The sequence below is a fragment of the Betaproteobacteria bacterium genome (assembly GCA_016709965.1).
GTDB lineage: Bacteria > Pseudomonadota > Gammaproteobacteria > Burkholderiales > Rhodocyclaceae > Azonexus > Azonexus amarohabitans.
Genome location: JADJLT010000001.1, coordinates 1,181,417 through 1,203,954 on the forward strand (window position 1 = coordinate 1,181,417; position 22,538 = coordinate 1,203,954).

The window sequence follows — 22,538 nt, forward strand, 5'->3', positions numbered from 1 at the left end:
CCCATTGTTAATGAGGTGCTCCCTCAATGGAGGGGCTGGCGGAGCGAGGCCAGAAAGGCCTCAAGCTCTGCGCCAATATGCCACTGGTCTTTTCGGTGTGCCATGGCACAATGGCGGCACAGTTGGCATGTGCTTCGGCGGGAGCCTTTGGGAATGCTACTCAGCGGGTCGCCAGTAAGCTGCTGATTGCCTTGCTCTTGGTTCCCCTTGAGTGCCGTATAATCCTACCTAGAGGCCATTCGTAATGAAAAGGTCGCCAGTTCGATTCCGGCAAGCGGCACCAAACCCATCAAATCAGCAAACAAAAGCCACCTCGTGTGGCTTTTTTGCTTTCCTGGCCTACTGCAGCACTTGAAATCGGCCGTGATAAAATCCGCACGCGGCAGCAGCAATGCATATTTGCGATTCCGGCCAGGCAATCCCTGCAGACAGCTGTCCGATGCAAACATCAGAACCGGCTTTTCGTTGAGGACGCTCACCATTGAATGCGGATTCATTCAAAATGCCGCCTGTAGCGTCAAGGCTTCCCTTCCCTTTTTCAGACAAGACCGATACCGAATGAATCTGCTGCGCGCGCTGGCCACGGTCAGTGGTATGACACTTCTCTCCAGAATTCTCGGATTTGTCCGGGACTTCGTGATCGCCCGCACTTTCGGCGCAGGATTGGGCACTGACGTATTTTTTGTCGCCTTCAAGCTCCCCAATCTGTTGCGGCGCATGTTTGCCGAAGGAGCCTTTTCTCAAGCCTTCGTCCCGATTCTTGGTGAATACCGAAACAAACGTAACGAAGAAGACACGCGGACGCTGATCGATCACGTCGCCAGCATCCTGTCGCTGGCACTTTTTGCAGTCACGGTCATCGGTATTGCCGCGGCGCCGATTCTGGTGTGGGTTTCCGCCCCCGGCTTTGCGGCCGAGACCGGAAAATTCGAGCTGACCATCACGCTGACCAGAATCACCTTCCCTTACATCTTCTTCATGTCACTGGTCGCCTTGTCCGGGGGAATTCTTAATAGCTGGAGCCGATTCGCACTTCCCGCGTTCACGCCAGTGCTGCTCAATCTCACTTTTATTGGCATGGCCCTGTTTGCCGTTCCCTATTTTGAGCCGCCCGTACTCGCGTTGGCATGGGCCGTCTTTATTGGCGGACTGCTGCAACTCGCCATCCAGATTCCGGCACTAAAAAAGATATCAATGCTCCCCCGGCCATCGCTGAACTGGCGTGCGGCCTGGGCTGACCCCGGTGTTCGCCGGATCGTCATGTTGATGGGACCCGCCCTGATCGGCGTCTCGGTTTCCCAAATCAGTTTGCTGGTCAACACGATTTTTGCCTCTTTTCTCAAAACAGGCAGCGTCTCCTGGCTCTATTACGCCGACCGCCTGATGGAGTTCCCCTCCGGCATGCTCGGTGCCGCACTCGGCACAATTTTGCTCCCCTCGCTCTCGCGTTATCACGCCAGTGAGAACCACCTTGAATACTCCCGACTGCTCGACTGGGGTTTACGCGTGACCCTGCTCCTTGCAGCACCGGCATCGCTTGCGCTGGGCATCCTTGCAGTACCGCTGATCGCCACCCTGTTCTTCCATGGAGCCTTTTCGGCGGAAGACGTTTTCCGTACACGAGAGGCACTGGCAGCCTACTCCATCGGGCTTACCGGACTGATTTTGGTCAAAATACTGGCCCCGGGGTTTTACGCCCGGCAAAACGTCAGAACCCCGGTGCGTATCGCATTGATCTCGCTGACCGCAACGCAGGTCATGAACATCGCTTTCATCGGCTGGCTGGAACACGCCGGACTGGCGCTGTCAATTGGACTGGCCGCCTGCCTGAATGCCGCAATGCTCTATCGCGGCCTGCGCAGTCTCAACATCTACGAGCCACAGCCCGGATGGGGCGTTTTCGTCGTCAAACTGATGGTGGCCATGGTGGCCATGGGACTGGCGCTGTGGTTTGGCATGGGTGTGGAAAAGAGCTGGTTGCAAATGAGCTTCGTCGACCGGACAATTCATTTAGCTTGGCTGGTTCCACTTGGCGCCACAGCCTATTTCGCTACACTATGGATTCTTGGCTTCCGTCCGGGAGATTTCAAACGCCGGGCGGCAACGTAATCGGGGAAAGCAACAATGAAACTGACCAGCACCAGCTTTGCGAATGGCGACAAAATCCCGGGAGAATTCTCGTTTTGCACCCCTGACCCGGCGCATCACGTCTGCCTCGGCAAGAACCTGAACCCTCACCTGGCGTGGAGCGATGTACCTGCAGGCACCAAGTCCTTTGCAATCATCTGTCACGATCCCGATGTACCCAGCGAAGGAAGCGACGTTAACCAAGAAGGAAGAACCGTTCCCGCAGCGTTGCCACGTGTCGACTTCTTCCATTGGGTGCTGATAGATCTGCCAGCCAACATCAATTCAATCGCTGAAGGTGAATTCAGTAGCAACGTCACACCGCGCGGCAAGTCGGGGCCTCAGAGCCTCCATGGTAGTCGCCAGGGGGTCAACAACTATACCGAGTGGTTCGCTGGCGACCACGACATGCTGGGTGACTATTATGGCTACGATGGCCCCTGCCCGCCCTGGAATGATGAAATCGTTCATCACTACATATTCACGGTCTATGCGCTGGACACCGAAAGACTGTCGATCGAAGGAAAATTCAGTGGCCCGGAAGTGCGCGCCGCTCTGCAAGGACACATCTTGGCCGAAGCCAGCTTGAACGGAAGCTATACGCTAAACCCCAGTTTGCTGGGCTAAGTTTCAAACAAAAAGGCCATGCATTTTTTGCATGGCCTTTTTTTGTTCACTCATCGGACTTGGCCGATAGCAACAATGACTGGCGGTGGCTTACTTGCTCTTGCAGCCACCCACCGTATTACCGGCGCAAACCGCCGAGCTTTCGCGATTGATCAGCCACTTGCCGTTAACACGGATCATTTCGAGCGTCTTTTGCGTGGTGTCGCTAAAGCCCTTGGACTGGTAGACCTGACGGAACTCCGCAAATGCACGTTCATTGCCATCCATGCGCACCTTCACGTCCTGGAGATCGACATTGATGTTGCCGCGTGCGGAAATACGACTACGGCGCAATTGAGCCCAATCCTCACGAGACAATCCGCCGTCCGGCGTAAAGGTCGGGGCGTAAAACGCGCTGTAGGCCGAATAGTCGCGAGCAGTCCAAGCGGCAGCCCAGGACTTGACCTGATTCTGAATCGTCGCCTCCGGCCCCATGATGACTGGGAGCGGAGCACGCGCGGCATTGAGCGCAGCAGCCCGGGCATTCAGCTCTTCGCGATCGGCCTGTTCGAGAGCGATTGGCTCATTCGGACAAAGCTGCGACGGGTCAATATCGACCAGATCTTTGCTATCCGGCGTTTCGGCATCAAGGCGCTGCAAGCCAAGGTATTCCAGCAGCGTGCCCATGCCGGCATAGGTGCGCAGATAAGCCAGGGTCAGATCAGTGTCGGCATTAACATTGGAACGACGGGCAACGAGAAGTTCGTTCTCGGTATCCAGCAAATCAAGCAAGGTACGTTGACCAACGTTGAACTGGTCACGATAGGCATCTCGCGTCTTTTCAAGGAAGGCAACCTGCTGCGCGTATTTGGATGATTGCTCTCGCAGGCGCAGCACGTCGTTGTGAGCGATCAACAATGTCTGACGGGTGTCGCGGCAGGCTTTTTCACGCAGGTCAAAAGCAAGGCTCTTCTTTTCGATGGTCTGTTTTTCACGTGCGCGGTCCGAGCCACCGTTAAACAGATTCCAGCTGACCACGAGTTCCGCAACGTTTTGCTCACGCTGTCCATCGACCCCCAGATAGTTCTGGGTATGGTCGGTACGCGCGCGGAAGTCCAGTTTAGGCGAGTAGGCGGCGCGACGTGTATTGATTTCGTACTGAGCAGCTTCGATGTTCTCGCTGGCCGCAAGCAGCTGCGGATTTTTTTTGTACAGGGTGTCGAGCGCTGATTTTGCTTGCGCCGGGAAAGCAGTATCAAGCTGTGTCGGCGGCGTAATGGCCGACGTCGGCTGGATACCAACCAGGCGCTGGTAACGCGCACTGACATCGTGCAGGTTGGCCTTCTCGGTCACGAGGTTGATTTCAGCCAGCGCGAGGCGACTGGCGGCTTGTTCCAGGTCGACGCGACGGCCAACACCACTCTCGGTACGACGCTGGATCTGCTCGTGCGTTGCCTTGTGTTGAACGTAGTTGTCCTGAGCCAGATCAACCAGATGACGATAGCGCAGTACATCCAGGTAGGCACGTCCTGCCTCAAGTGCAACGTTTTCCGAAGCATCAAGCAGCTCGTAGTAACGGACCAACTTGGCCTTGTCGAGACGCCGCACTTCGTTGCGCGTAGCAAAACCGTCGAAAAGCATTTGATTCAGACTGAGCAAATAACCACTGCGCGTGTAGTTGTCGCGCGTACCAACGGGGGGCTGTTTGAGGCTCTCGCGCCCGCCACCCACAGTTAGATCGACACGGGGAAAATATCCGCCGCGTGCAACCCCGATTTCTTCGTCTGCCGCCCGGTAATTGTGCCACTTGGAGGTGACCTCCGGGCTATTCAGAACGGCCCTTTGCGCAACATCCTTGAGGATGGAAGAACTTGCAGACAGGGCTGCAGGCTCCTGACCGACCGCTGGAAAAGCAGCTGCAACGAGAATGGAAACAAGAGCAATTTTTTTCATGGGCGACATTTTGATTAAAGCAGCAAAGGGCAGGCAATTTCTGCAGATTCTGATCAAATAATTGCAACAAAAGACGGAACAGGGGCAATGTACGTAATTTCGCTGAATTATATGTGGCACTTTTTCACAAAGTGTAAGAAATCGTAAAGGCTGATTATATTGGCATAACGATACCGATTATCAATCTATCATTTTTTCTTTTGCCTGCCTAAATTGAGCGATGGCTCGCTGCCATGGCCTGCCGGGTGACCTTCAGCCCAAACCCGCAGCCCTACCCGCACCTTGTGCCTCTCCTTGAAAAAGAGGAAAAAATATGACTTTAAAATAACGCCAGCAGGTACCCGACCTAAGATCGAAAGTACGCCAGCTTGATCAGGATTTGAGCCAGCTGGCAATCTCCTCCTTGCTCGGCATACGGCCGGCAACCTTGACAACTTCATCGACCACCAGCGCGGGTGTCGTCATGATGGGATAAGCCATGATCTCTTCCATATTCGTCACGTGTTCGAATGTGGCCTCAATGCCCAATTCAGCGACGACCTCGCGAGTCAACAGTTCCAGACGGTGACACTTGGCGCAACCGCTACCGAGAATCTTGATCAACATGATGACTCCTTTCAAGCTGTCCGGGCGCGCGAAAGGCGCTCGAACAGATTCAGCAAGACAACCAGCAACACAATGAACCCGCCGACCAGAATCAACAAGGTCGACAACGAAGTGCCATCCACCCAGGCGCCATAAGTCAGCCCGGCGAGCGTCGAGAATACGGCCACCAAGCCCACATAAGTCCACGCCTTCAGTTTGCCGATGATCACCGAAGTGATCAGGATGCTCTGCAGAGAAAGCTCCGGATCGGCCATCAAGTAAGCAATCAGCGGCCCCGGATGCATGCCGAGCGACAGGAACATTTTGGCAATCGGCACCTCGACCAGGGTCGGGAAATACATGAATACACCGAACACCACGCCGGCCAGATTGGCCAGCACGGTATTGCTGCCAGCAACGGCCTGCACCCATTCCGGACGAATGAATATCCGGATGACGCCGACCAGGAACACCCCGACCACCAGCAACGGAAAAATCTGCTTAACGAAACGCCAGGTTTCCCACAGCCACTGCTGCATCTCCCAGGAATCAAAACGGCGCCCCAGCGGCACAAGCGCGACACACAAGGCGAGCACGATGAGCGTTCTCACGGTCAACACGAAAATTACGCCATTTTCGGAAACTTGCATGCCAAGCGCCGCCGCCACCAGCGTCGTCAGCGTTAACCCTAGCGCTACAGGAGTCAGGCGATTGAAGCCTTCATCAACTTTACCAAGACCCCGCCACGCTGCCGCACCGATTGCCCCCAACAGTACGATCAGGAGCACGCCCTGCACACTGAGCCCCTCAGCCCCCGTTGCCTCATCGATGGGAACCAGACGATCGAGTGCCGACTGAACGGCGCGGGCGCCTGTCCATGGCAACTCGCCGCTGAACAACACTGCTCTAAAAAATTCCAACTTCAGCGTACCGGCCAGCAGCAAGGCAACCAGCGTCGCCAGAAAAAGCAGTGCTTTTCGCGAAATGGCTTCGCCGCCACTGAACACCTCGCTCCCGGCCAGACGAGCCTCTTCGCCCCGCCGGAAGATGATCGCCATTATCATGCCGATTCCGACGCCAAAAGTGAGCGCCAACACGATGCGGGCAATGGCAAAGTCAGCACCGAGCGCGACGCCGGTGTAAGACAGAGCCAGAATATTGGCGGCTGGCGCAAAAAACAGGAAAGTGACCGCCGGCCCCAAGCCAGCACCCTTTTTGTAGATACCTGCAAACAGTGGCTGAATGGTGCAGGAACAAACGGCAAGCAGGCTACCAGCCCCGGCAGCGGCCGGGTACGACACCCATTTCGGGGCATCCGGCCCGAGGAAGCGGATGATCGATTGCTGTGGCACCAGTGCCGACAACGCCCCGGCAATGAAAAATGCCGGTACTAGACAAAGCAGGACGTGGGCAGCCAAATAAGAAAACAGTCCGGCCAGTCCGCCCTGCAGGCCCTCGATCAAGATATTCATGACGCCCTCCCCGCCGGCCAGCGCCGGCGATCAAGCTGCTTCGTACCACCCCTTGCTGGCATTGACCACACGCACCACCAGCAACATGACCGGCACTTCGATCAAGACGCCGACGACCGTCGCCAACGCTGCGCCGGACTCGAAACCGAACAGGCCGATTGCTGCAGCAACTGCCAGCTCAAAAAAGTTGGAAGCCCCGATCAGGGCAGACGGGCAGGCAATGTTGTGCTTCTCGCCGACCACTCGATTCAGCCAGTAAGCCAGTGCTGAATTGAAAAATACCTGAATCAGGATAGGCACTGCCAGCAATGCAATGACCAGCGGCTGGCGCAGAATTGCTTCGCCCTGAAAGGCAAAGAGCAGCACCAGGGTCGCCAGCAGTGCGCCAATCGACCACGGACCGATTTTTGCCATCGCCGCATCAAAGGCTGCCTGACCGCGGGCCAGCAGTGATTTTCGCCAGAGTTGCGCCAACGCCACAGGAATCACAATGTAGAGCACGACCGAGATCAACAAGGTTGCCCACGGCACGGTAATCGACGAAATGCCGAGCAGAAATGCCACCAGCGGCGCGAAGGCGAAAACCATGATGGTGTCGTTAACCGCCACCTGTGACAGGGTGAACAATGGATCGCCATTCGACAGCCGGCTCCAGACAAAGACCATAGCCGTGCAGGGTGCCGCCGCAAGCAGGATCAGACCGGCAATGTAGCTGTCCAGTTGTTCGACCGGCAAATACGGCGCGAAAATGTGACGGATAAACAGCCAGCCAAGGAAAGCCATCGAGAACGGCTTGACCAGCCAGTTGACGAACAAGGTGACGCCGATCCCCTTGACGTGCTGTTTCATCTCACCCAGCGCGCCAAAATCGACCTTGACCAGCATCGGGATGATCATCACCCAGATCAGCAGCCCGACCGGCAAATTAACTTGCGCCACTTCCATGTGGCCGATGGCATGAAAGAGGCCGGGCAAAACCTGGCCAAAAACGATCCCGGTAACGATACACAGAAAAACCCAGATCGTCAGGTAACGTTCGAATCCACTCATCGGCGCACCCGCCGCCTGCTTCATGGCCATTTCGCACTGCGCGCTCATGCCAAAACCTCCGTATGGATCTGCTTCGCCGCCTCGACGACTGCCGCGGTCGACATCGTTTCCAGAGGTAATTTCAAAAACGCCGAAATTCGTTGTTCCAGCTCGGTAAAAGCAGTTTCAAATGCCGCCTGACGGGCCGCCAATGGCTCGACATGAGCCGGGTCGGCGATGCCCCAGTGCGCGGTCGCCGGATGGCCGGGCCAGATCGGGCAGGCTTCGCCGGCTGCACTGGCGCAGACGGTAAAGATAAAGTCGAGCGATGGCGCTCCCGGTGCAGCGAACTCTTTCCACGACTTGCTGCGCGCTTCGGGCAAGGGCACACCATGCTTTTCCAGAGTTTCCATGGCGACCGGATTGACCGTGCCACTCGGCTGACTACCGGCCGAAAAAGCGCGAATCCGACCTTTTCCCAGATGATTGAACAGTGCCTCGCCGAGAATCGAGCGGGCCGAATTACCGGTGCACAGCACCAGCACATTGAAAACCTTCATGCACATTTCTCCTGGCTGCATGCCTCAACGACCACCTCGCAACCGAGACCGCCGCAGCAGTCCTCGGTCAGGTAGCGCAGCAGGCCATTCATGGCCACATAATTGGTCGAGTAATAAACGAATCGCCCTTCCTGCCGCGACGTGGCCAGTCCAGCCGCGACCAGTTCCTTCAGGTGAAAGGTCAGCCGGCCATTGGCCTCAATGCCCAAGCCTTCGGCAATCCGACCGACCGACAAACCGGCATCACCGGCCCGTACAAGCAAGCGGAAGACCGCCAGACGAGTTTCATGGGCCAATGCACCAAGCGCACTCACAGCAATTTTTGATTCCATATTTCAATAATAATTTAAATATTAGATTTTGGAAGCAGAAAATTCAGTCAAATCGTTTTGTAGGTTGACGCTGTTAGTGAAAAATGTGCCAAGTTAGTGAAAAACTACTGTCGCAGATAATGAAAATTCTGCAGTTCTGAGACAGTCATCTTGTCGGCCATTCCAGCCGTTGAGGGTAGCTCGACTGTAGGGCCGATGTTGCACCTTGGATTCAACCGGTCGATGCAACGGTTTGGTGAAATCGTTCGGCGGGTGTTGCGTAGTCTAGTGTTTTCCTGGGACGCTCATTCAGTTTCCTCGCGATGACATTGAGCTGGTGTTGACGCTCGTTGAAAACTGACCAGAAAAGCGAGGTTGTGCGCGCTGAAAATTGACCAGGGTGATTAACTAGTCCGCTCATTTTTTGAGCAGGATTTTAGGAGATGATCACCATGAAGGATCTGGGAAGGATTCGGCGGTTGTTTTACCGGGATGGCGTGTCGCTATCCGAGATTTCGAGGAAGACGGGGTATAGCCGGAACACCGTCAAGCGTTGGTTACGGACGCCGGAAGGCACGGAGCCGAAGTACGAACGGGAGAACCCGAACGTCAAGATTGCGCCCTATGCGGCGCGACTCATCAAGGCGCTGGAAACGGATGCTCGGCGCCCGAAACGGGATCGGCGTACGGCGCTGAAACTCTTTGGTGAATTGCAGGCGGCCGGATTTACGGGCACCTACTGCCGGGTCACTGAGTTCATCCGGCGCTGGCGTTCCGATGGTGGCGCGGCGGTCAGCAAAGCCTTCGTTCCGCTCCACTTTGAATTAGGCGAAGCCTTCCAGTTCGACTGGAGCGAAGAGCATTTGGTGATCGGTGGTGTCTGGCGCAAGATTCTCGCCTCGCATCTGAAGTTCTGTGCCAGTCGGGCCTTTGTGGTTCAGGCCTACCCGACGCAAGGCCACGAAATGCTGTTTGATGCCCATACCCGTTCGTTTGCGGCCTTGGGCGGCATTCCTCGGCGCGGCATCTACGACAATATGAAGACGGCCGTGGATAAGGTGCAGAAGGGCAAGTCCCGTATCGTCAATGCCCGCTTCTCGGCCATGGCCTCCCACTACCTGTTCGACCCGGATTTCTGCAATGTCGCCAGCGGCTGGGAGAAAGGCGTTGTCGAGAAGAATGTCCAGGATAGCCGGCTGCGGCTCTGGCAGGATGCCGGCAAGGAACGCTTCAGCTCTTTCACCGAACTGAACGTCTGGCTGCTCGAACGCTGCCGTAGCCTGTGGCAGGAATTGCGCCATCCTGAGTACGCGGATCTGACGGTGGCCGAGATGCTGGAACACGAGCAACCGAGCCTGATGCCAATGGTGGCGCCCTTCGATGGGTATGTTGAAACCCTGGGCAAAGTCTCCAGCACCTGCCTAGTCACGCTGGATCGTAATCGCTATTCGGTGCCGTGCGAGTTGGTCGGCCAGGTCGTTAGCCTGCGTCTCTATCCGGAGCGGATTGATATGGTGGCGCACGATCTGCGCATGGCCAGCCATCCACGTAGTTTCACCCGGCAACAAACGCTCTACGACTGGCAGCACTACATTCCGCTGATTGAACGCAAGCCGGGTGCCTTGAGAAATGGCGCGCCATTTGCCGACATGCCGGAAGCTTTGCAGCGCCTGCGCAGTTTGTTGCTGCGTCGAGAAGGTGGTGATCGGGTCATGGCCAAGGTCCTGTCAGCGATTGCGCAGTTCGGTCTGGAGTCTGTGCTGGTGGCGGTCGATCTGGTTCTGGAATCAGGCTTGCCCAGTGCCGAGCACGTCGAGAACATGCTCAATCGACTGAAGTCTGGACCCATGCCACCACCGGTGGAGACCCCGCTGACGATCAGCGAAGCACCGATCGCCGATACGGGTCGCTACGACCAGCTGCGCGTGGAGGTGAGCGACCATGCGTGAGCTGATGAGTGAGTTCAGGAGCTGCGCCTGCACGGCATGGCTGGTGCCTGGGAAGAGCTATCGGCCAACGGTGGCGCCGGCATCGACACTTCTCGCTGGTTGATCGAGCATCTGCTGCAGGCCGAACATACTGACCGGGTCATGCGCTCGATTGGCTACCAGATGCATGCGGCCCGCTTCCCTGTACATCGGGATCTAGCGGGATTCGACTTCGATCAATCGAAGGTAGATCAGAAACTGATTCGGCAACTGGCCGACCTGTCCTTTACCGAGGAAGCGCAGAACGTGGTGTTCATCGGTGGCACGGGAACCGGCAAGACGCACCTGGCCACGGCACTGGGTGTTTCGGGGATTGGGCACCATAACAAGCGGGTTCGGTTCTTCTCGACGGTGGATCTGGCCAATGCCCTGGAACAAGAGAAGGCGGCCGGCAAAGCTGGCCGGATTGCCTTGGGACTGCTGCGCATGGATCTGGTGATTCTCGATGAGCTGGGCTATCTGCCGTTCAGCCAGGCTGGTGGTGCCTTGCTGTTTCACTTGCTGTCGAAGCTCTACGAGCACACCAGCGTGATGATCACGACCAACCTGACCTTTGCCGAATGGCCGAGCGTCTTCGGCGATGCCAAGATGACGACGGCGCTGCTCGACCGCCTGACGCATCACTGCCACATCGTGGAAACGGGGAATGAGTCATTTCGCTTCCGGCACAGCACGGCGACCGCCAAGTCGAGGATCAAGGCAAGGGAGCAGAGCAAGCGGGGAAATCCACCCGAGGAGGACGCATTCTGATCGGCCGCGTTGGGAAATCCGTTCCGGACTTCGTCCTCCACGGCTTTCCCAACGCATTCATCGTGGCTCGGAAATCGGTTGTTCTGAGCTACACTTATCCACAAGCCAACCTATGTCAGGTGGCTATCACACCTGGTCAAAATTCAACGAGCACAGGTGGTCAAAATTAAACGCGCGCCGACACCCTAGAACTAACTTGTTGGGTGCCGTTAATCCTAAGGCGGCAGGTTTTGCGCTTTGAGATCGAAGCAAGTTAAGCGAATGGAGATCGGGCGGGCAGTCGTGGCTTCGATTTCAATGTTTGAAGCCTCCTTTCACGGGCTGGTTGGTGCCGGATAACACCGTTGTGAAGACAGCTCCATTGGCTTTAGCTCTTCGAGCATCTCTGAATTTTTCTCTTTCAATGGCACGAATACCTGATTTCGTCAGTTTCTGTGGCAAACAAGGACTCCATCAATGTCAGAGTTAATGAAAAACACGTTTGTTTCTGTGCGAGCTTTTTTCACTAACTCTGTCATCCGACACGTTTGCTCAGGGCAATTTCATCGGGCGACATAGCCTGCCAAGGCAGGAAACATCTCTCCCACGGTCAACCGGAAAAATCGGCCGAAATTGAAATATCCGTTCAGCCCTTACGGCTGTCCTGAAGTTTGCGATACAAGGTGCGCGGGCTGACACCCAGTTGCTCGGCCAGCCAGGCATGATCACCACCGGCCTGCTCGCTCGCCCAAGCCAGATAGCGCGCCTCCAGCGTCTCCAGATCGACAATATCGCCGACCCTGAAAGCCCCGTCTTCAATCATCCTGGCCGGCGGAACATCCTCGGCCATGTCGAGCAGATGCGGCAGATCGATTACCTCACCATCGGCCAGCAGGGTGGCCCGCTCGATCAAGTTACGCAACTCGCGAATATTGCCGCTGAAGCGACGCCCGGACAGCCACGCCTGCGCCGCCGGCGTCAGCTCGCGCCCCGGCTTGCGATCGACCCGCTCCAGCAGCGACGCTGCCAGCAAGGGAATATCACTGGCACGCTCATGCAGCGCTGGCGAGTGAATGGGGAAGGTATTGATCCGGAAGTACAAATCCCGACGAAACGTCTCGGCCTGCACCATGGCACGGAGATCACGATGGGTGGCGGTAATCAGGCGAAAATCTGCCGGTAGCCAATCCAGTCCGCCGACACGCCGATAGGTACCGGTTTCGAGCAAACGCAATAGCTTGACCTGTAACGTCAGCGGCAATTCGCCGATTTCATCGAGGAACAGCGTACCGCCAGCGGCAGCTTCGACCAACCCCTGCTTGCGATGCGCCGCCCCGGTGAAAGCCCCTTTTTCATAACCGAACAGTTCGCTTTCAAATAGTGTTTCGGTCATACCGGCGCAGTCTACGGCCACAAACGGCCCCTCTTCTCGTGCGCTCGCCTCGTGAATGGCCCGTGCCACCAGCTCCTTGCCCGTCCCCGTTTCGCCGAGCAGCAAGACCGAGGCATTCGAATTGGCCACCCGCAGGATTTTTTCCAGCATCCCGATAAACGCCGGCGAGCGCCCGACCAATCCCTGCGCAGCAGCCCGACTACTGGCCTGACGGACGACCCGCATGGTTTCGACAAAATAGGCGATCTGCCCGCTTTCATCGCGAATCGGCGTCGTCTCAACCGCCACATGCTCCTCGCCGCGCGGGGTATGATGCAGGTGCAAAACACGCTGCGGCTCACCCGTTTCCAGGCTTTGCTTCAGGGGGCAGGATTCACCCGCCTGGTCGCACGGCACAGTGAAATGGTGCGACACTTCGTAGCAGGTCCGCCCGGCGACAGGCAGATCGCCACCGAATTCCTTAATGTAAGCCGCGTTTGCGGCCACAATCCGGTAATCGGCATTCATCACAATGCGCGGCTCAGGCAAGCCATCAAGGAAGGAAAGCAGTTCACTGAGGAAATGAGCAGTCATGTCAGTTTTGTCGCCAGCGCCAAATTAGACAGCCATTATTGTCCATCGGCGCCAAAAAAATACAAACCTCTGCAGCACAAAAACATCAAGGCACTGATTTGTATGAATATTCAACAAATAAAAAAGCAGGCACACATCTTGATATTAGGTACACTGGAAACCGGTGACGCGCTCTGCCTGCAATTTTGTCTCCACAGTATTGATGGAGGAGTGCTGGATAACCGACAATCAACCTGGCGGCATACCCCCTTTAGTTCGCCCCGCAGGCTTGCTCCATGCAACCATGGTTGAACGAGTCCAGCAGTTCCGGTTTCCAACCTTTTTAACAACCAGATTGAGGATCGATGAGTCAGCCAGCAAACAGTCCGCAGCCTGATGGCACGGCAAAAGTTTCCGTCTTTGAAAAACGCAAGAAAATCTACGCCAAAGGCGTTCGCGGACTTTTCGACAACTGGCGAATCGCCCTCGTCATCTTCACGCAGATTTTGTTCTACGTCAGCCCATGGCTGGTGTGGAACGGCCGTCAGGCTATCCTGCTGCATCTGGTCGAGCGCAAGTTCTACATATTCGGCATGGTTTTCTGGCCGCAGGACGTCATCTACCTGGCCGCCCTGCTTATCGTTTCGGCCTACGCACTCTTCCTCGTTACGGCCGTAGCCGGTCGACTTTTCTGCGGCTATGCCTGCCCACAAACGGTCTACACACAGATATTCATGTGGATCGAAAACAAGATCGAGGGCGATCGCAACGCCCGCATCAAGCTTGACAAGAGTACCGGCGCACGCAAGCTGCGCATCAAGGCCACCAAACACTTCGTCTGGCTATTGTTCTCACTATGGACAGGCTTCACGCTGGTTTGCTACTTCACTCCGGTCACCGAACTGATCCACAACGTGATGACCAACAATCTCGGCTCGTGGGAAATCTTCTGGATCTTCTTCTACGGCGGCTTCACCTACCTCTTCGCCGGCTTCATGCGCGAGCAGGTCTGCAAGTACATGTGCCCGTACGCCCGCTTCCAGAGCGTGATGTTCGACCCGGACACACTGATCGTCACCTACGATCCGGAACGTGGCGAGCCCCGCGGCTTGCGTAAAAAAGGCGCCGACCTCAGCAAGCTGGGCGATTGCGTGGACTGCGGACAATGCGTGCAAGTCTGCCCGACCGGCATCGATATCCGCAATGGCCTTCAATACGAGTGTATCGGCTGCGCAGCCTGTATCGACATCTGCGACCAGGTCATGGACAAGGTTGGCTTGCCGCGCGGTCTGGTGCGCTATTCCACCGAAAGCGCCATGGCCAAGCACCTGAGCAAGAAGGAAATCCTCGCTCACGTCATCCGTCCGCGCATCCTGCTGTACACAGCGATCCTGATCCTCATCACCGGCCTCGCCGCATGGTTCCTTGCCCATCGCATTCCGCTCAAAGTGGACATCATCCGTGACCGCTCGACGCTGGCCCGCGAAACCGACGAAGGCCGGATCGAAAACGTATTCATGCTGCAGATCATGAACACCGAAGAACGGACCCATCGCTACAAGATCACGGTCGACGGCTTGCCCGGCGCCGAAATCACCGGCGACAACGAAGTCGACGCCGCAGCTGCCGGGCTGACCTCCTTCAACGTCATCGTCAGCGCACCACCGGACGCCGGCAAGACAGGATCGAACCCGATCCATTTCGAGATCGAGGCCACTGACAACGACGACATCAAGGTTCGCGAGAAAGCCTCTTTCCTGCAACCCTGATCGATTTAATGCTTAACCGGCAAGGGCGGGAGCCAGTCTCCCGCCCTTTTTTCATCCGGATTCAGCGCCGTATCGCGCGCTCAAGAAAGTCCTGAAGCACGCCAATCTGCGGACCAGTATCACCGTAGTCGTCGTGACTGCCCACCACCATCAACAACTCGACCGCATCACTGGCCCGTGCCGCGTATATCTGCTGCGCCTCGGCCACCGGCACTGTCTCGTCAGCCATGCCATGAATGATCAAGACCGGGCAAGCTATCCGGGCAATGGTGTTGCACGGCGCTATCGCATCAAAGCGATGCCCGATCACCCGCTGCACATAGGCCAGAATGTAAGCCCCCAGCGGCCAGTAAGGAATGTGCAGGCTCGCCAGCCAGCGCCGCATCATGCCCGCCGGATGCGCGAAAGCCGCCAGACTGACCACCGCCCGCACCCCGGGCTGACGTGAAGCGGCAAGCAGCGCCGCGCCGGCACCCACTGAATGTCCGACAACACCCAGCGCCGACTGATCGACCTCCGGTTGCATGGCCAGCCAACGCAAGCCCGACTCAATATCCTCGGCAAAGCGCGGCAAAGATGCAAAGCTGTCGTCATCGCTTTGACCATGGCAACGGGCATCCAGCAGCAAAAGCGAATAGCCCGCCGCATGCAGGGGTGCCACCAAGGGCAGCATCATCTCCGCATTGCCGCCCCAGCCATGCATGATCACCAAGGCCGGACTTTCTGGCCCGGCCGGGATAAACCAGCCATAGAGTTTTTTGTCATTAGTCGTCGGCACCCGTACCTCCAGCCAGGGCAAGCCCTGCGGCCGACTACTTTCAACGACACGGGGTGCTCGCAGCCCTCGCCGAATGGCAAAATTCAATGCGGTGACACCTGCCGCCAGGAGCGGAGGCGCCCAAAGCCACGTGGCCTGAAAGTTCACGTAGCAGGCTGGAAGATGGCGCCGCTCGCCACGCCACGCGCGGTTCGCACCAAGGTGATCGTCCAGAAGAAGCAAAGCAGCAGCCAGGCCGCAAGGCCAATGGCGAATGTGCTGCCCCAGCCCAGAATTTTCGTCAGGCGCAGACTTTCGGCCGCGAATGCCCCGACCGGAAAGGTGAAGCCCCACCACGACAAGGCAAACGGCAGCTCCCCGGCAGCACGCGCCGACAAGGTCAGCAGGCTGGCAATGACCAGCCACCAGACCCCAAATCCCCAGACCAGCAACATCAGCACCGTCGCAGTCTCGCGGGCCGATGGGTAGGGAAGTTGTTCGACAATATTCATCAAACCCACCGGAATGGCACCAATCGGCGCCAGGTGTATCCAGATGGTTGGCGTCAGCGCGCCGTGGGCCGGCTTGTGCAAGTATTTGCGATGAAGCGCCAGCCCGAACAAGCCGAGATACATCATGCTGCCCGCCCCCAGGCCGATGATGTTGATCGTCAGCACCCACTCACGCCAGGCACCATCCATGTGCGCCAGCAATGGCCCGCCGGCCAGCGGCATGACAACGAGGCCGACAGCCGGAATGAAGTGGGCCGGGGTCACATGATCGACCGCGACATGCTCGCCACGAAACATGATGAAAACCACGGCAAAACTGAAGACAAAGTGAATGAGCACCCCCAGCCACCAGATCGCCAAAGCCACCTCGATGTGCGGAGAAAACGTCAGCCACTGTGCCGCCAGCACCAGCAAGGCAATTGAAAACGTCGGGTAAAAATTGGCCTGGACCGGATGCATCATCGTTTGCATGGCCGCCGGACGAAAAGCCAGCCAGCGGGTCAGCCAGGGCACCGCCAACACCAAGAAAAGAATGCTGTTGAACCAGTGCAGCATCTCGGCCGGCAACGCCAGCCACGACCATCGCAACGACAGGCTGTGCGTCGTCATGGCGAAGACGCCAGTACCCATGACCGCAGCAAACCAGCCGGGTGCAAAGGCGCGGGAAATATCGGCGAAGCGGGGATAGCTCATGACACGACTTTCTGAAATTTCAATTTCGGCGATTTTTTCCGGTTGACCGCGGCAAACGCCCACCAGCCCGTGGAAAGCGTCGCTTCGGCGATATACTGACGCAAAACAAGATATTCCGAAACGGAGACCGGACCTGCCCGCGCAGGCCGATATGCATGGATACCCTGTTCCTGCTGACTATCGCCACCGTCGTCATCGTCCTGGTGTTTGACTACACCAACGGCTTCCATGATGCGGCCAATATCGTCGCCACCGTCATCGCCTCGCGCGCCATGACGCCCGTCCAGGCGGTACTGGTCGTCGGCATCTTCGAGTTTCTCGGCCCGCTGCTCGGTGGCACGGCGGTTGCCAACACCATCGGCAGCTTCGTGGCCCTCGATGGCGTGATGCCCACGCTTTCCCTCTCCATCCTGCTCTGCGGCTTGATCGGCGCCATTGTCTGGAATCTCGGCACCTGGCGATTCGGTATCCCATCCTCCTCGTCGCACGCGCTGGTCGGCGGACTGATCGGAGCGGTCACCGTTTCCGTCGGTAGCGAACACGTTGTCTGGGGCTTCGGCGAACTGGCCAACGGCCACCTGACCGGCATCGTCAAGGTACTGGCGGCGTTGCTCCTCTCACCGCTGATCGGCTTCTGGTTCGGCTTCCTGATCCATCGCCTGCTCACTGCCTTGCTCATGGCTGCCAACCCGGCCGCCAATGCCCGGCTGCGCGGCCTGCAATACGTCACCGCTGCCGGCCTCGCCTTCTCGCACGGCGCCAACGACGCCCAGAAAAGCATGGGCATCCTGACCCTCGTGTTGCTGCTCGGCGGCTTCATCCCGACGTTCGACGTCCCGCTCTGGGTCATGGTTGCCTGCGCCACCTCGATCACGCTGGGCATCATGTCTGGCGGTTGGCGCATCGTCCGCACGCTCGGCTTCGCCATCTACCGCGTCCGTCCCATCCACGCCCTGGGCTCACAACTGACCTCGGCCATCGTCATTCTGGCCGCCTCGGCAGTCGGTGCGCCGGTGTCAACCACCCACGTCGTCGCCACGTCGATCATGGGCATCGGCGCCTCGGAACGGCCGCGTGCCGTGCGCTGGGCCAAGGCCAAGGACATTGCCACGACCTGGGTGATCACCATTCCCGGCGCCGCCATCGTCGCCATCCAGGCCTACGCACTGGTCCATCTTTTTCTCGGAGCTACGCCATGAGCGAAGAAATCAAACCATCGATCCTGCGTCGCGTGCTCGATCGCGTCTTCCCGAAAATGCCCGATTTCTTCACCCTGCTCTCTGAACAGTGCGGGCACGTCAGCCACTCGGCCGGGCTACTGGTTGAATTCATGGAAAGCGGCGACCCGGCGGTTGGCCAGCTGATCCGCAAGGACGAACACGAGGCCGACCGGGTGAAAGTGCACAACCTGCACACCCTGAACGAAGCCTTTTCGACACCGATCGACCGCGAGGACATCTACCGGGCCATCATCAACCTCGACGAGATCGTCAATTACTGCAAGACGACCGTCAGCGAAATGGAAGCGCTCGCCCTGGCACCCGACAAACACTGCCTCGAAATGGCCATGCACATCAAGCTCGGCACCGATGCGCTGGCACAGGGCTACGCCCGGCTGGCCAAGCAACCCGCCGACGCAGCGGCGGATGCCGATGCCGCCCGCAAAGCCGAACGCCGGGTCGAAAAAAACTACCGCCGCGCCATCGCCGAACTGTTCGTCGGCGACGACTACATCCACATGTTCAAGCGCCGCGAAATCTACCGCCACCTGTCCAACGCCGCCGACCGCATGGCCAACTGCGCCAACACGCTGCACGACATCGTGGTCAAGATGACCTGATCCCCAAACACTGACCCCAATGCTCAAAACCCTGTCGCGCCAACTACTCGGCCTGCTCGGCTGGACCTTGATCGAGCCGCCGGCACATCCGGCGCGCGCCGTGCTGGTCGGCTATCCGCACACCTCGAACTGGGATGGCGTTTTCGCGCTGCTGGCCAAGCTCGCACTTGGCCTTGACGCGCATTGGGTAGGCAAGGACTCGCTATTTCGCTGGCCGCTCGGCACTATCTTTCGAAAATTGGGCGGCATTCCGATCAAACGCGACGTACGCAACGGCTTTGTCGCTGAAATGGCAGCACAATTCGCCGCTCATCCAGACTTCCTGCTGGTCATTGCCCCGGAAGGCACCCGCAGTCTGACTCAAGGCTGGAAAAGCGGCTTCTACCGGATTGCGCAAGCCGCCGAAGTACCCGTCGCCATCGCCTTTATCGATTACTCCCGACGTGAAATCGGGATTGCCACCTACCTGACCCTGACCGGCGACCCGGCCACCGATATTGCCGCGATCGCGAGGCTTTACGAAGACCGAACAGGCAAACACCCGGAACTCGCCTCGCCGATCCGCTGGCTGGCGTAAGCGCTATCTATTCGGCGACAAGAATCACCTCTTCGTCGCCAATGGTCACCACCTGACCCGGTCTCATTTTTGCCCGTTTTCTCGTGTCGACCGCAGCATCCACCATGACGCGCCCCTCAGCGATGGCCGCATGGGCTGCACCACCTGATTCACACAGGCCGGTGGCCTTGAGCAGTTGGTCCAGCTGAATGTATTCGCCACGCACGGCAAAGGTGATGCTCACAATATTTTCCGATCAGGTCAGCCCTCCTGCACGCTTATCGAGCGTGCAGGAGGATGGTTAATTTGGCTGGCCCGTGGCCAGACGAAGATAGTATCGGCAAAGATTCGAGATACCAAAGCAATCCAGTGCCTTGCCGCCTTTTACTTGTAGAACGCAGTGCCTGCCACTTGGTAACTGAGCACCTCGCCGTCACACAGACTTGCGCTGGCTGGCTGGCCAACGTGATTAGTGAGCAGGCGTTTTCCGGGATTGCTCTCCAGGCAGGCTCGGCCATACCTTCCATTACACGATTTGCCCAGATAAAACAACGAAGTACCGGCCTCCAGATAAAATCCGCCTTGGCGCAGACGCACCACGCCCGTCACGTCGATTTTTTCATTTACCGGCGCGAGACAGGCTTCCCGCCATGTTTTCCGTGCCGACTCCGCATTGCTGACCGAATAGAGAATGACAGCCAGCGGGGCGAACGCGACGCCAAACAAGAGCGCTACCGTTCGCACCGAGATCCGATCGAATCGCACCACCGAGGCACTATCAACCTCGCGATCACTCATGGCTTGACAGCGTCGGCGCCGACCAGGATCAGATGTACCCGGCATGGCCCGTGGGCGCCAAGGACGATGGTTTGTTCGATGTCCCCGGTACGCGAAGGTCCGGAGATAAAATTGACCGCGCGCGGCAGGCTGCCGTGCTCGGCCCGAAGCAGCGCGAAAGCATCTTCCATGGTCGCCACGATCCGCGAAACATCAACCCGTGCGATGTGCGTTTCCGGCAGCAGGCTGACCGTGGCCGGCGTTTCCGGGCCGGAGAGCAGCATCAGCGTGCCGGTTTCGGCAATGGCACAGAAGCAGCCGGAAATACCGACTTTATCGGCGTCGACCGCGGCGCGGGTTTCGACTTGAAGACAGGCGCCCGACCATTTCAAGCTACCGACGTCGGGCGTCGCCACGGCCTGCTGGCCCAAGCCGTTGGTCGACAGATAGGCCGCGACAGCCATCGGCACGTCGGTCAGCGCAACAACCACATCGACGGTACTGGCCAAATACTCGGCCTTGGCCTTGAAGCGTGCAACGAGGTCGGTGGCCATCACCGGTTGCGGCCCTCGTACTGGCGCCCCCAAGGCAGCCTCGGCAGCGGCCCGGCGGCTGGCATAGTCAGCCTTGGCGACACCGCGGCGAACACGTCCGATGATGTCGTCGCGCGCGCTCATGCCACCCGGTTCTTCGGCGCACCGGCGACGAAGGCTTCGATGTTGTCGATCAATTGATCGGCCAGTGTTTGCATCGCCGGTCGACTCGACCACGCGACATGTGGCGTCAGCAGGAAATTGGGCAGTGCGAGCAAGGCCGGATCGAGCATCGGATGATCGGCTGGCGGCGGTTCGGTCGTGAGCACATCGAATCCTGCGCCGCCAATCCAGCCCTCCTTCAAGGCTCGCATCAACACCGCCTCGTCAACAATACCGCCGCGCGCCGTGTTGATCAGCAAGGCTGACGGTTTCATCGCTTTCAATTCAGCCTCACCAATCAGGTTTTGTGTTTCCGCCGTCAGCGGGCAATGCAGGCTGATGGCATCGGCCGTGGCCAGCACGTCAGCGAAAGCCGTGTAGCCAGGTCGCACGACCGCCGCCCCCTTGCGGTCAGCGCGCAGCACACGCATGCCGAAAGCTTCAGCCAGCCGTGCGACGCCGTTGCCCAGCGTGCCACTACCGATCAGCCCCAGCGTTGCACCGTGCAAATCTCGAATGGGATGATCAAACAGGCAAAACTGCTCGGCACGCTGCCAGCCACCCGCCTGGAGCGTTTCGCGCCACGCCACCAGATTGCGCGAAAGCGCCAACAACAGCGCCATGACATGTTCCGGCACCGTGTGTTCGGCATAGCCGCGAATATTGGAAACGACGATGCCACGCCCCCGGCAGGCATTGAGATCCACGTTGTTGGTGCCGGTGGCCGAGATGGCGATCATTTTCAGGTCAGGCAACGCGGCAATCGCGGCGGCGTTGATCGGCACCTTGTTGGTGATTGCGATGGTTGCCCTGGCCAGACGCTCGATCACTTGCGACGGGCTTGTCTTCGCATGCTCGACCCACTCGTGAACGAAGGCCGGTCGCCGGACATCGGCGATCAGCGATTCCCCCTCAAGCTGGACGATCCGCAGCATCAGGCCGCCGTCATTTCGAAGGGGACCCCGGCGATCTCCGCCATCGTGCCAACCTGGGCGCCGAGGGTAGCGTTGCCGCCATAGACAAGGCGGTCGATTCCGGCCGCGCACAAACCGGTAATCGCCGCGCTGTCACCCTGCAGCAGGTTGAGCACGCCCCCCGGCCACTCGGCCCGACTGGCTAGTTCGCACAAGGCATACACGGCTGACGGCGCTTTCGGGCTGGGTTTGACTACAACCGTCGCGCCCGCCATCACGGCCGGCGCGATGATTTCTGCAAAGCTGGCCAACGGCCGCGACCCATCGAGCACCAGACCCAGGATGCCCGTCTGGCCAACCATCGCGCCTTGCAGCGCCGCGACGGCTTCTTCAACTTCGGCCATTGCCCGCGCTTCGTCAAAACCACATTCGGCGCTCAGCAATTGGGCGAAATGTCCGGCGTAGCCATCAAGCGACTGGGCCAGACTGGCCAGACAGACACGGCGGGCCGGCATGCCCATTTCTGCCCAGGCTGGCTGAGCCGCTTTTGCGGCACCGACCGCCTCGGTGGCCTCAGTGGCGCCACACAAGGGCACCCGACGAATCGCCTCACCAGTAGCCGGATTGCTGACATCGAAAAAACCCTCCGGAATGCTCAAATAGGCGTGGCCATTGATCCAGCAGGGAATAACCTTCGGGCCCTCAGACTCGAATTCCATG

Annotated in this window: 24 protein-coding genes; 9 read left to right on the forward strand and 15 right to left on the reverse strand. The window is 58.3% G+C overall.

The annotated features are described in order from the left end of the window. Nucleotides 1-224 precede the first annotated feature (224 nt). A complete protein-coding gene (locus tag IPJ12_05940) occupies nt 225-497 on the reverse strand; it encodes a hypothetical protein (GenBank protein ID MBK7646698.1) in 273 nt (90 codons plus the stop codon). A 61-nt stretch (nt 498-558) separates the two neighbouring features. On the opposite strand from IPJ12_05940, the gene murJ reads away from it, so the two are divergent. Further along, a complete protein-coding gene (murJ, locus tag IPJ12_05945) occupies nt 559-2,109 on the forward strand; it encodes a murein biosynthesis integral membrane protein MurJ (GenBank protein ID MBK7646699.1) in 1,551 nt (516 codons plus the stop codon). Between the two features lie 15 nt (nt 2,110-2,124). After that, a complete protein-coding gene (locus tag IPJ12_05950) occupies nt 2,125-2,754 on the forward strand; it encodes a YbhB/YbcL family Raf kinase inhibitor-like protein (GenBank protein MBK7646700.1) in 630 nt (209 codons plus the stop codon). Between the two features lie 90 nt (nt 2,755-2,844). On the opposite strand, the gene IPJ12_05955 is transcribed toward IPJ12_05950, so the two are convergent. From IPJ12_05955 to IPJ12_05980, 6 genes are all read right to left on the reverse strand, one after another. After that, nucleotides 2,845-4,686, reverse strand: coding sequence for a TolC family outer membrane protein (locus IPJ12_05955; protein MBK7646701.1), 1,842 nt, complete (start codon nt 4,684-4,686; stop codon nt 2,845-2,847). Between the two features lie 372 nt (nt 4,687-5,058). Beyond that, the gene (locus IPJ12_05960; GenBank protein MBK7646702.1) at nt 5,059-5,292 is read right to left on the reverse strand and encodes a TM0996/MTH895 family glutaredoxin-like protein; all 234 of its coding nucleotides are present in this window, start codon (nt 5,290-5,292) and stop codon (nt 5,059-5,061) included. A gap of 11 nt (nt 5,293-5,303) precedes the next feature. Continuing rightward, on the reverse strand, nt 5,304-6,743 hold the full coding sequence (locus tag IPJ12_05965; protein ID MBK7646703.1) for a permease: 1,440 nt from the start codon (nt 6,741-6,743) through the stop codon (nt 5,304-5,306). 30 nt (nt 6,744-6,773) lie between these two features. Next, nucleotides 6,774-7,841 (reverse strand): ACR3 family arsenite efflux transporter, encoded by a 1,068-nt coding sequence (gene arsB, locus IPJ12_05970; protein MBK7646704.1) that lies wholly within the window; start codon nt 7,839-7,841, stop codon nt 6,774-6,776. Continuing rightward, the gene (locus IPJ12_05975) at nt 7,838-8,338 is read right to left on the reverse strand and encodes an arsenate reductase ArsC (protein MBK7646705.1); all 501 of its coding nucleotides are present in this window, start codon (nt 8,336-8,338) and stop codon (nt 7,838-7,840) included. Before IPJ12_05975 ends, arsB begins: the two co-directional genes overlap by 4 nt. After that, nucleotides 8,329-8,664: a winged helix-turn-helix transcriptional regulator gene (locus IPJ12_05980; GenBank protein MBK7646706.1), complete on the reverse strand. Its 336-nt coding sequence runs from the start codon at nt 8,662-8,664 to the stop codon at nt 8,329-8,331. The genes IPJ12_05975 and IPJ12_05980 overlap by 10 nt, the downstream gene beginning before the upstream one ends. Before the next feature lie 431 nt (nt 8,665-9,095). Between IPJ12_05980 and IPJ12_05985 the strand changes: the two genes are divergently transcribed. Both IPJ12_05985 and IPJ12_05990 read left to right on the forward strand, forming a co-directional pair. Further along, entirely contained in the window at nt 9,096-10,592 is a 1,497-nt protein-coding gene (locus IPJ12_05985) for an IS21 family transposase (GenBank protein MBK7646707.1), read from the forward strand. Nucleotides 10,593-10,628: 36 nt separating this feature from the next. Beyond that, on the forward strand, nt 10,629-11,381 hold the full coding sequence (locus IPJ12_05990) for an ATP-binding protein (protein MBK7646708.1): 753 nt from the start codon (nt 10,629-10,631) through the stop codon (nt 11,379-11,381). 625 nt (nt 11,382-12,006) lie between these two features. Here the strand turns inward: IPJ12_05990 and IPJ12_05995 are convergent. Then, nucleotides 12,007-13,326 carry a sigma 54-interacting transcriptional regulator gene (locus tag IPJ12_05995; GenBank protein ID MBK7646709.1) on the reverse strand — a complete coding sequence of 440 codons (1,320 nt, stop codon included), beginning with the start codon at nt 13,324-13,326 and terminating at the stop codon, nt 12,007-12,009. On the opposite strand from IPJ12_05995, the gene IPJ12_06000 reads away from it, so the two are divergent. Together IPJ12_06000 and ccoG are read left to right on the forward strand one after the other, a co-directional pair. After that, nucleotides 13,315-13,617 carry a hypothetical protein gene (locus IPJ12_06000; protein ID MBK7646710.1) on the forward strand — a complete coding sequence of 101 codons (303 nt, stop codon included), beginning with the start codon at nt 13,315-13,317 and terminating at the stop codon, nt 13,615-13,617. The two genes, IPJ12_05995 and IPJ12_06000, sit on opposite strands and share 12 nt — an antisense overlap. 53 nt (nt 13,618-13,670) lie before the next feature. Continuing rightward, nucleotides 13,671-15,074, forward strand: coding sequence for a cytochrome c oxidase accessory protein CcoG (ccoG, locus tag IPJ12_06005; protein ID MBK7646711.1), 1,404 nt, complete (start codon nt 13,671-13,673; stop codon nt 15,072-15,074). Between the two features lie 61 nt (nt 15,075-15,135). Here ccoG and IPJ12_06010 read toward each other — a convergent pair whose 3' ends face one another. Both IPJ12_06010 and IPJ12_06015 read right to left on the reverse strand, forming a co-directional pair. Continuing rightward, nucleotides 15,136-15,999, reverse strand: coding sequence for an alpha/beta fold hydrolase (locus IPJ12_06010; GenBank protein MBK7646712.1), 864 nt, complete (start codon nt 15,997-15,999; stop codon nt 15,136-15,138). After that, a complete protein-coding gene (locus tag IPJ12_06015) occupies nt 15,996-17,036 on the reverse strand; it encodes a C4-dicarboxylate ABC transporter (protein ID MBK7646713.1) in 1,041 nt (346 codons plus the stop codon). Before IPJ12_06015 ends, IPJ12_06010 begins: the two co-directional genes overlap by 4 nt. A gap of 155 nt (nt 17,037-17,191) precedes the next feature. Between IPJ12_06015 and IPJ12_06020 the strand changes: the two genes are divergently transcribed. The 3 genes from IPJ12_06020 to IPJ12_06030 are packed head-to-tail and all read left to right on the forward strand — an operon-like array spanning nt 17,192 to nt 19,453. Next, nucleotides 17,192-18,235, forward strand: a complete 1,044-nt coding sequence (locus tag IPJ12_06020) for an inorganic phosphate transporter (GenBank protein ID MBK7646714.1) — start codon at nt 17,192-17,194, stop codon at nt 18,233-18,235. Beyond that, a complete protein-coding gene (locus tag IPJ12_06025) occupies nt 18,232-18,876 on the forward strand; it encodes a DUF47 family protein (protein MBK7646715.1) in 645 nt (214 codons plus the stop codon). Before IPJ12_06020 ends, IPJ12_06025 begins: the two co-directional genes overlap by 4 nt. Before the next feature lie 19 nt (nt 18,877-18,895). Further along, a complete protein-coding gene (locus tag IPJ12_06030) occupies nt 18,896-19,453 on the forward strand; it encodes a 1-acyl-sn-glycerol-3-phosphate acyltransferase (GenBank protein ID MBK7646716.1) in 558 nt (185 codons plus the stop codon). Between the two features lie 7 nt (nt 19,454-19,460). Here the strand turns inward: IPJ12_06030 and IPJ12_06035 are convergent, their stop codons facing one another. The 5 genes from IPJ12_06035 to IPJ12_06055 form a co-directional block, all read right to left on the reverse strand. Next, nucleotides 19,461-19,676 (reverse strand): RNA-binding S4 domain-containing protein, encoded by a 216-nt coding sequence (locus tag IPJ12_06035; GenBank protein ID MBK7646717.1) that lies wholly within the window; start codon nt 19,674-19,676, stop codon nt 19,461-19,463. Between the two features lie 140 nt (nt 19,677-19,816). Beyond that, nucleotides 19,817-20,230: a hypothetical protein gene (locus IPJ12_06040; protein ID MBK7646718.1), complete on the reverse strand. Its 414-nt coding sequence runs from the start codon at nt 20,228-20,230 to the stop codon at nt 19,817-19,819. Next, nucleotides 20,227-20,886 carry a lactate utilization protein C gene (locus IPJ12_06045; protein ID MBK7646719.1) on the reverse strand — a complete coding sequence of 220 codons (660 nt, stop codon included), beginning with the start codon at nt 20,884-20,886 and terminating at the stop codon, nt 20,227-20,229. Before IPJ12_06045 ends, IPJ12_06040 begins: the two co-directional genes overlap by 4 nt. Beyond that, nucleotides 20,883-21,839 (reverse strand): D-2-hydroxyacid dehydrogenase, encoded by a 957-nt coding sequence (locus IPJ12_06050; GenBank protein MBK7646720.1) that lies wholly within the window; start codon nt 21,837-21,839, stop codon nt 20,883-20,885. The genes IPJ12_06045 and IPJ12_06050 overlap by 4 nt, the downstream gene beginning before the upstream one ends. Further along, complete coding sequence (locus tag IPJ12_06055; protein ID MBK7646721.1) at nt 21,839-22,537, reverse strand: aldehyde dehydrogenase family protein; 699 nt, start codon at nt 22,535-22,537, stop codon at nt 21,839-21,841. The genes IPJ12_06050 and IPJ12_06055 overlap by 1 nt, the downstream gene beginning before the upstream one ends. Nucleotide 22,538: the final 1 nt, after the last annotated feature.

Bases quoted from the DNA above. Each gene is read 5' to 3' on its own strand.
- IPJ12_05955 (MBK7646701.1), bottom strand. From the start codon at position 4,686: ATGAAAAAAATTGCTCTTGTTTCCATTCTCGTTGCAGCTGCTTTTCCA.
- IPJ12_05985 (MBK7646707.1), top strand. From the start codon at position 9,096: ATGAAGGATCTGGGAAGGATTCGGCGGTTGTTTTACCGGGATGGCGTG.
- IPJ12_05940 (MBK7646698.1), bottom strand. From the start codon at position 497: ATGAATCCGCATTCAATGGTGAGCGTCCTCAACGAAAAGCCGGTTCTG.
- arsB (MBK7646704.1), bottom strand. From the start codon at position 7,841: ATGAGCGCGCAGTGCGAAATGGCCATGAAGCAGGCGGCGGGTGCGCCG.
- IPJ12_06050 (MBK7646720.1), bottom strand. From the start codon at position 21,839: ATGCTGCGGATCGTCCAGCTTGAGGGGGAATCGCTGATCGCCGATGTC.
- IPJ12_05960 (MBK7646702.1), bottom strand. From the start codon at position 5,292: ATGTTGATCAAGATTCTCGGTAGCGGTTGCGCCAAGTGTCACCGTCTG.
- IPJ12_06055 (MBK7646721.1), bottom strand. From the start codon at position 22,537: ATGGAATTCGAGTCTGAGGGCCCGAAGGTTATTCCCTGCTGGATCAAT.
- ccoG (MBK7646711.1), top strand. From the start codon at position 13,671: ATGAGTCAGCCAGCAAACAGTCCGCAGCCTGATGGCACGGCAAAAGTT.
- IPJ12_05995 (MBK7646709.1), bottom strand. From the start codon at position 13,326: ATGACTGCTCATTTCCTCAGTGAACTGCTTTCCTTCCTTGATGGCTTG.
- IPJ12_05980 (MBK7646706.1), bottom strand. From the start codon at position 8,664: ATGGAATCAAAAATTGCTGTGAGTGCGCTTGGTGCATTGGCCCATGAA.
- IPJ12_06040 (MBK7646718.1), bottom strand. From the start codon at position 20,230: ATGAGTGATCGCGAGGTTGATAGTGCCTCGGTGGTGCGATTCGATCGG.
- IPJ12_05990 (MBK7646708.1), top strand. From the start codon at position 10,629: ATGGCTGGTGCCTGGGAAGAGCTATCGGCCAACGGTGGCGCCGGCATC.
- murJ (MBK7646699.1), top strand. From the start codon at position 559: ATGAATCTGCTGCGCGCGCTGGCCACGGTCAGTGGTATGACACTTCTC.
- IPJ12_06045 (MBK7646719.1), bottom strand. From the start codon at position 20,886: ATGAGCGCGCGCGACGACATCATCGGACGTGTTCGCCGCGGTGTCGCC.
- IPJ12_06030 (MBK7646716.1), top strand. From the start codon at position 18,896: ATGCTCAAAACCCTGTCGCGCCAACTACTCGGCCTGCTCGGCTGGACC.
- IPJ12_05975 (MBK7646705.1), bottom strand. From the start codon at position 8,338: ATGTGCATGAAGGTTTTCAATGTGCTGGTGCTGTGCACCGGTAATTCG.
- IPJ12_06015 (MBK7646713.1), bottom strand. From the start codon at position 17,036: ATGAGCTATCCCCGCTTCGCCGATATTTCCCGCGCCTTTGCACCCGGC.
- IPJ12_06025 (MBK7646715.1), top strand. From the start codon at position 18,232: ATGAGCGAAGAAATCAAACCATCGATCCTGCGTCGCGTGCTCGATCGC.
- IPJ12_06000 (MBK7646710.1), top strand. From the start codon at position 13,315: ATGAGCAGTCATGTCAGTTTTGTCGCCAGCGCCAAATTAGACAGCCAT.
- IPJ12_05965 (MBK7646703.1), bottom strand. From the start codon at position 6,743: ATGAATATCTTGATCGAGGGCCTGCAGGGCGGACTGGCCGGACTGTTT.
- IPJ12_06020 (MBK7646714.1), top strand. From the start codon at position 17,192: ATGGATACCCTGTTCCTGCTGACTATCGCCACCGTCGTCATCGTCCTG.
- IPJ12_05950 (MBK7646700.1), top strand. From the start codon at position 2,125: ATGAAACTGACCAGCACCAGCTTTGCGAATGGCGACAAAATCCCGGGA.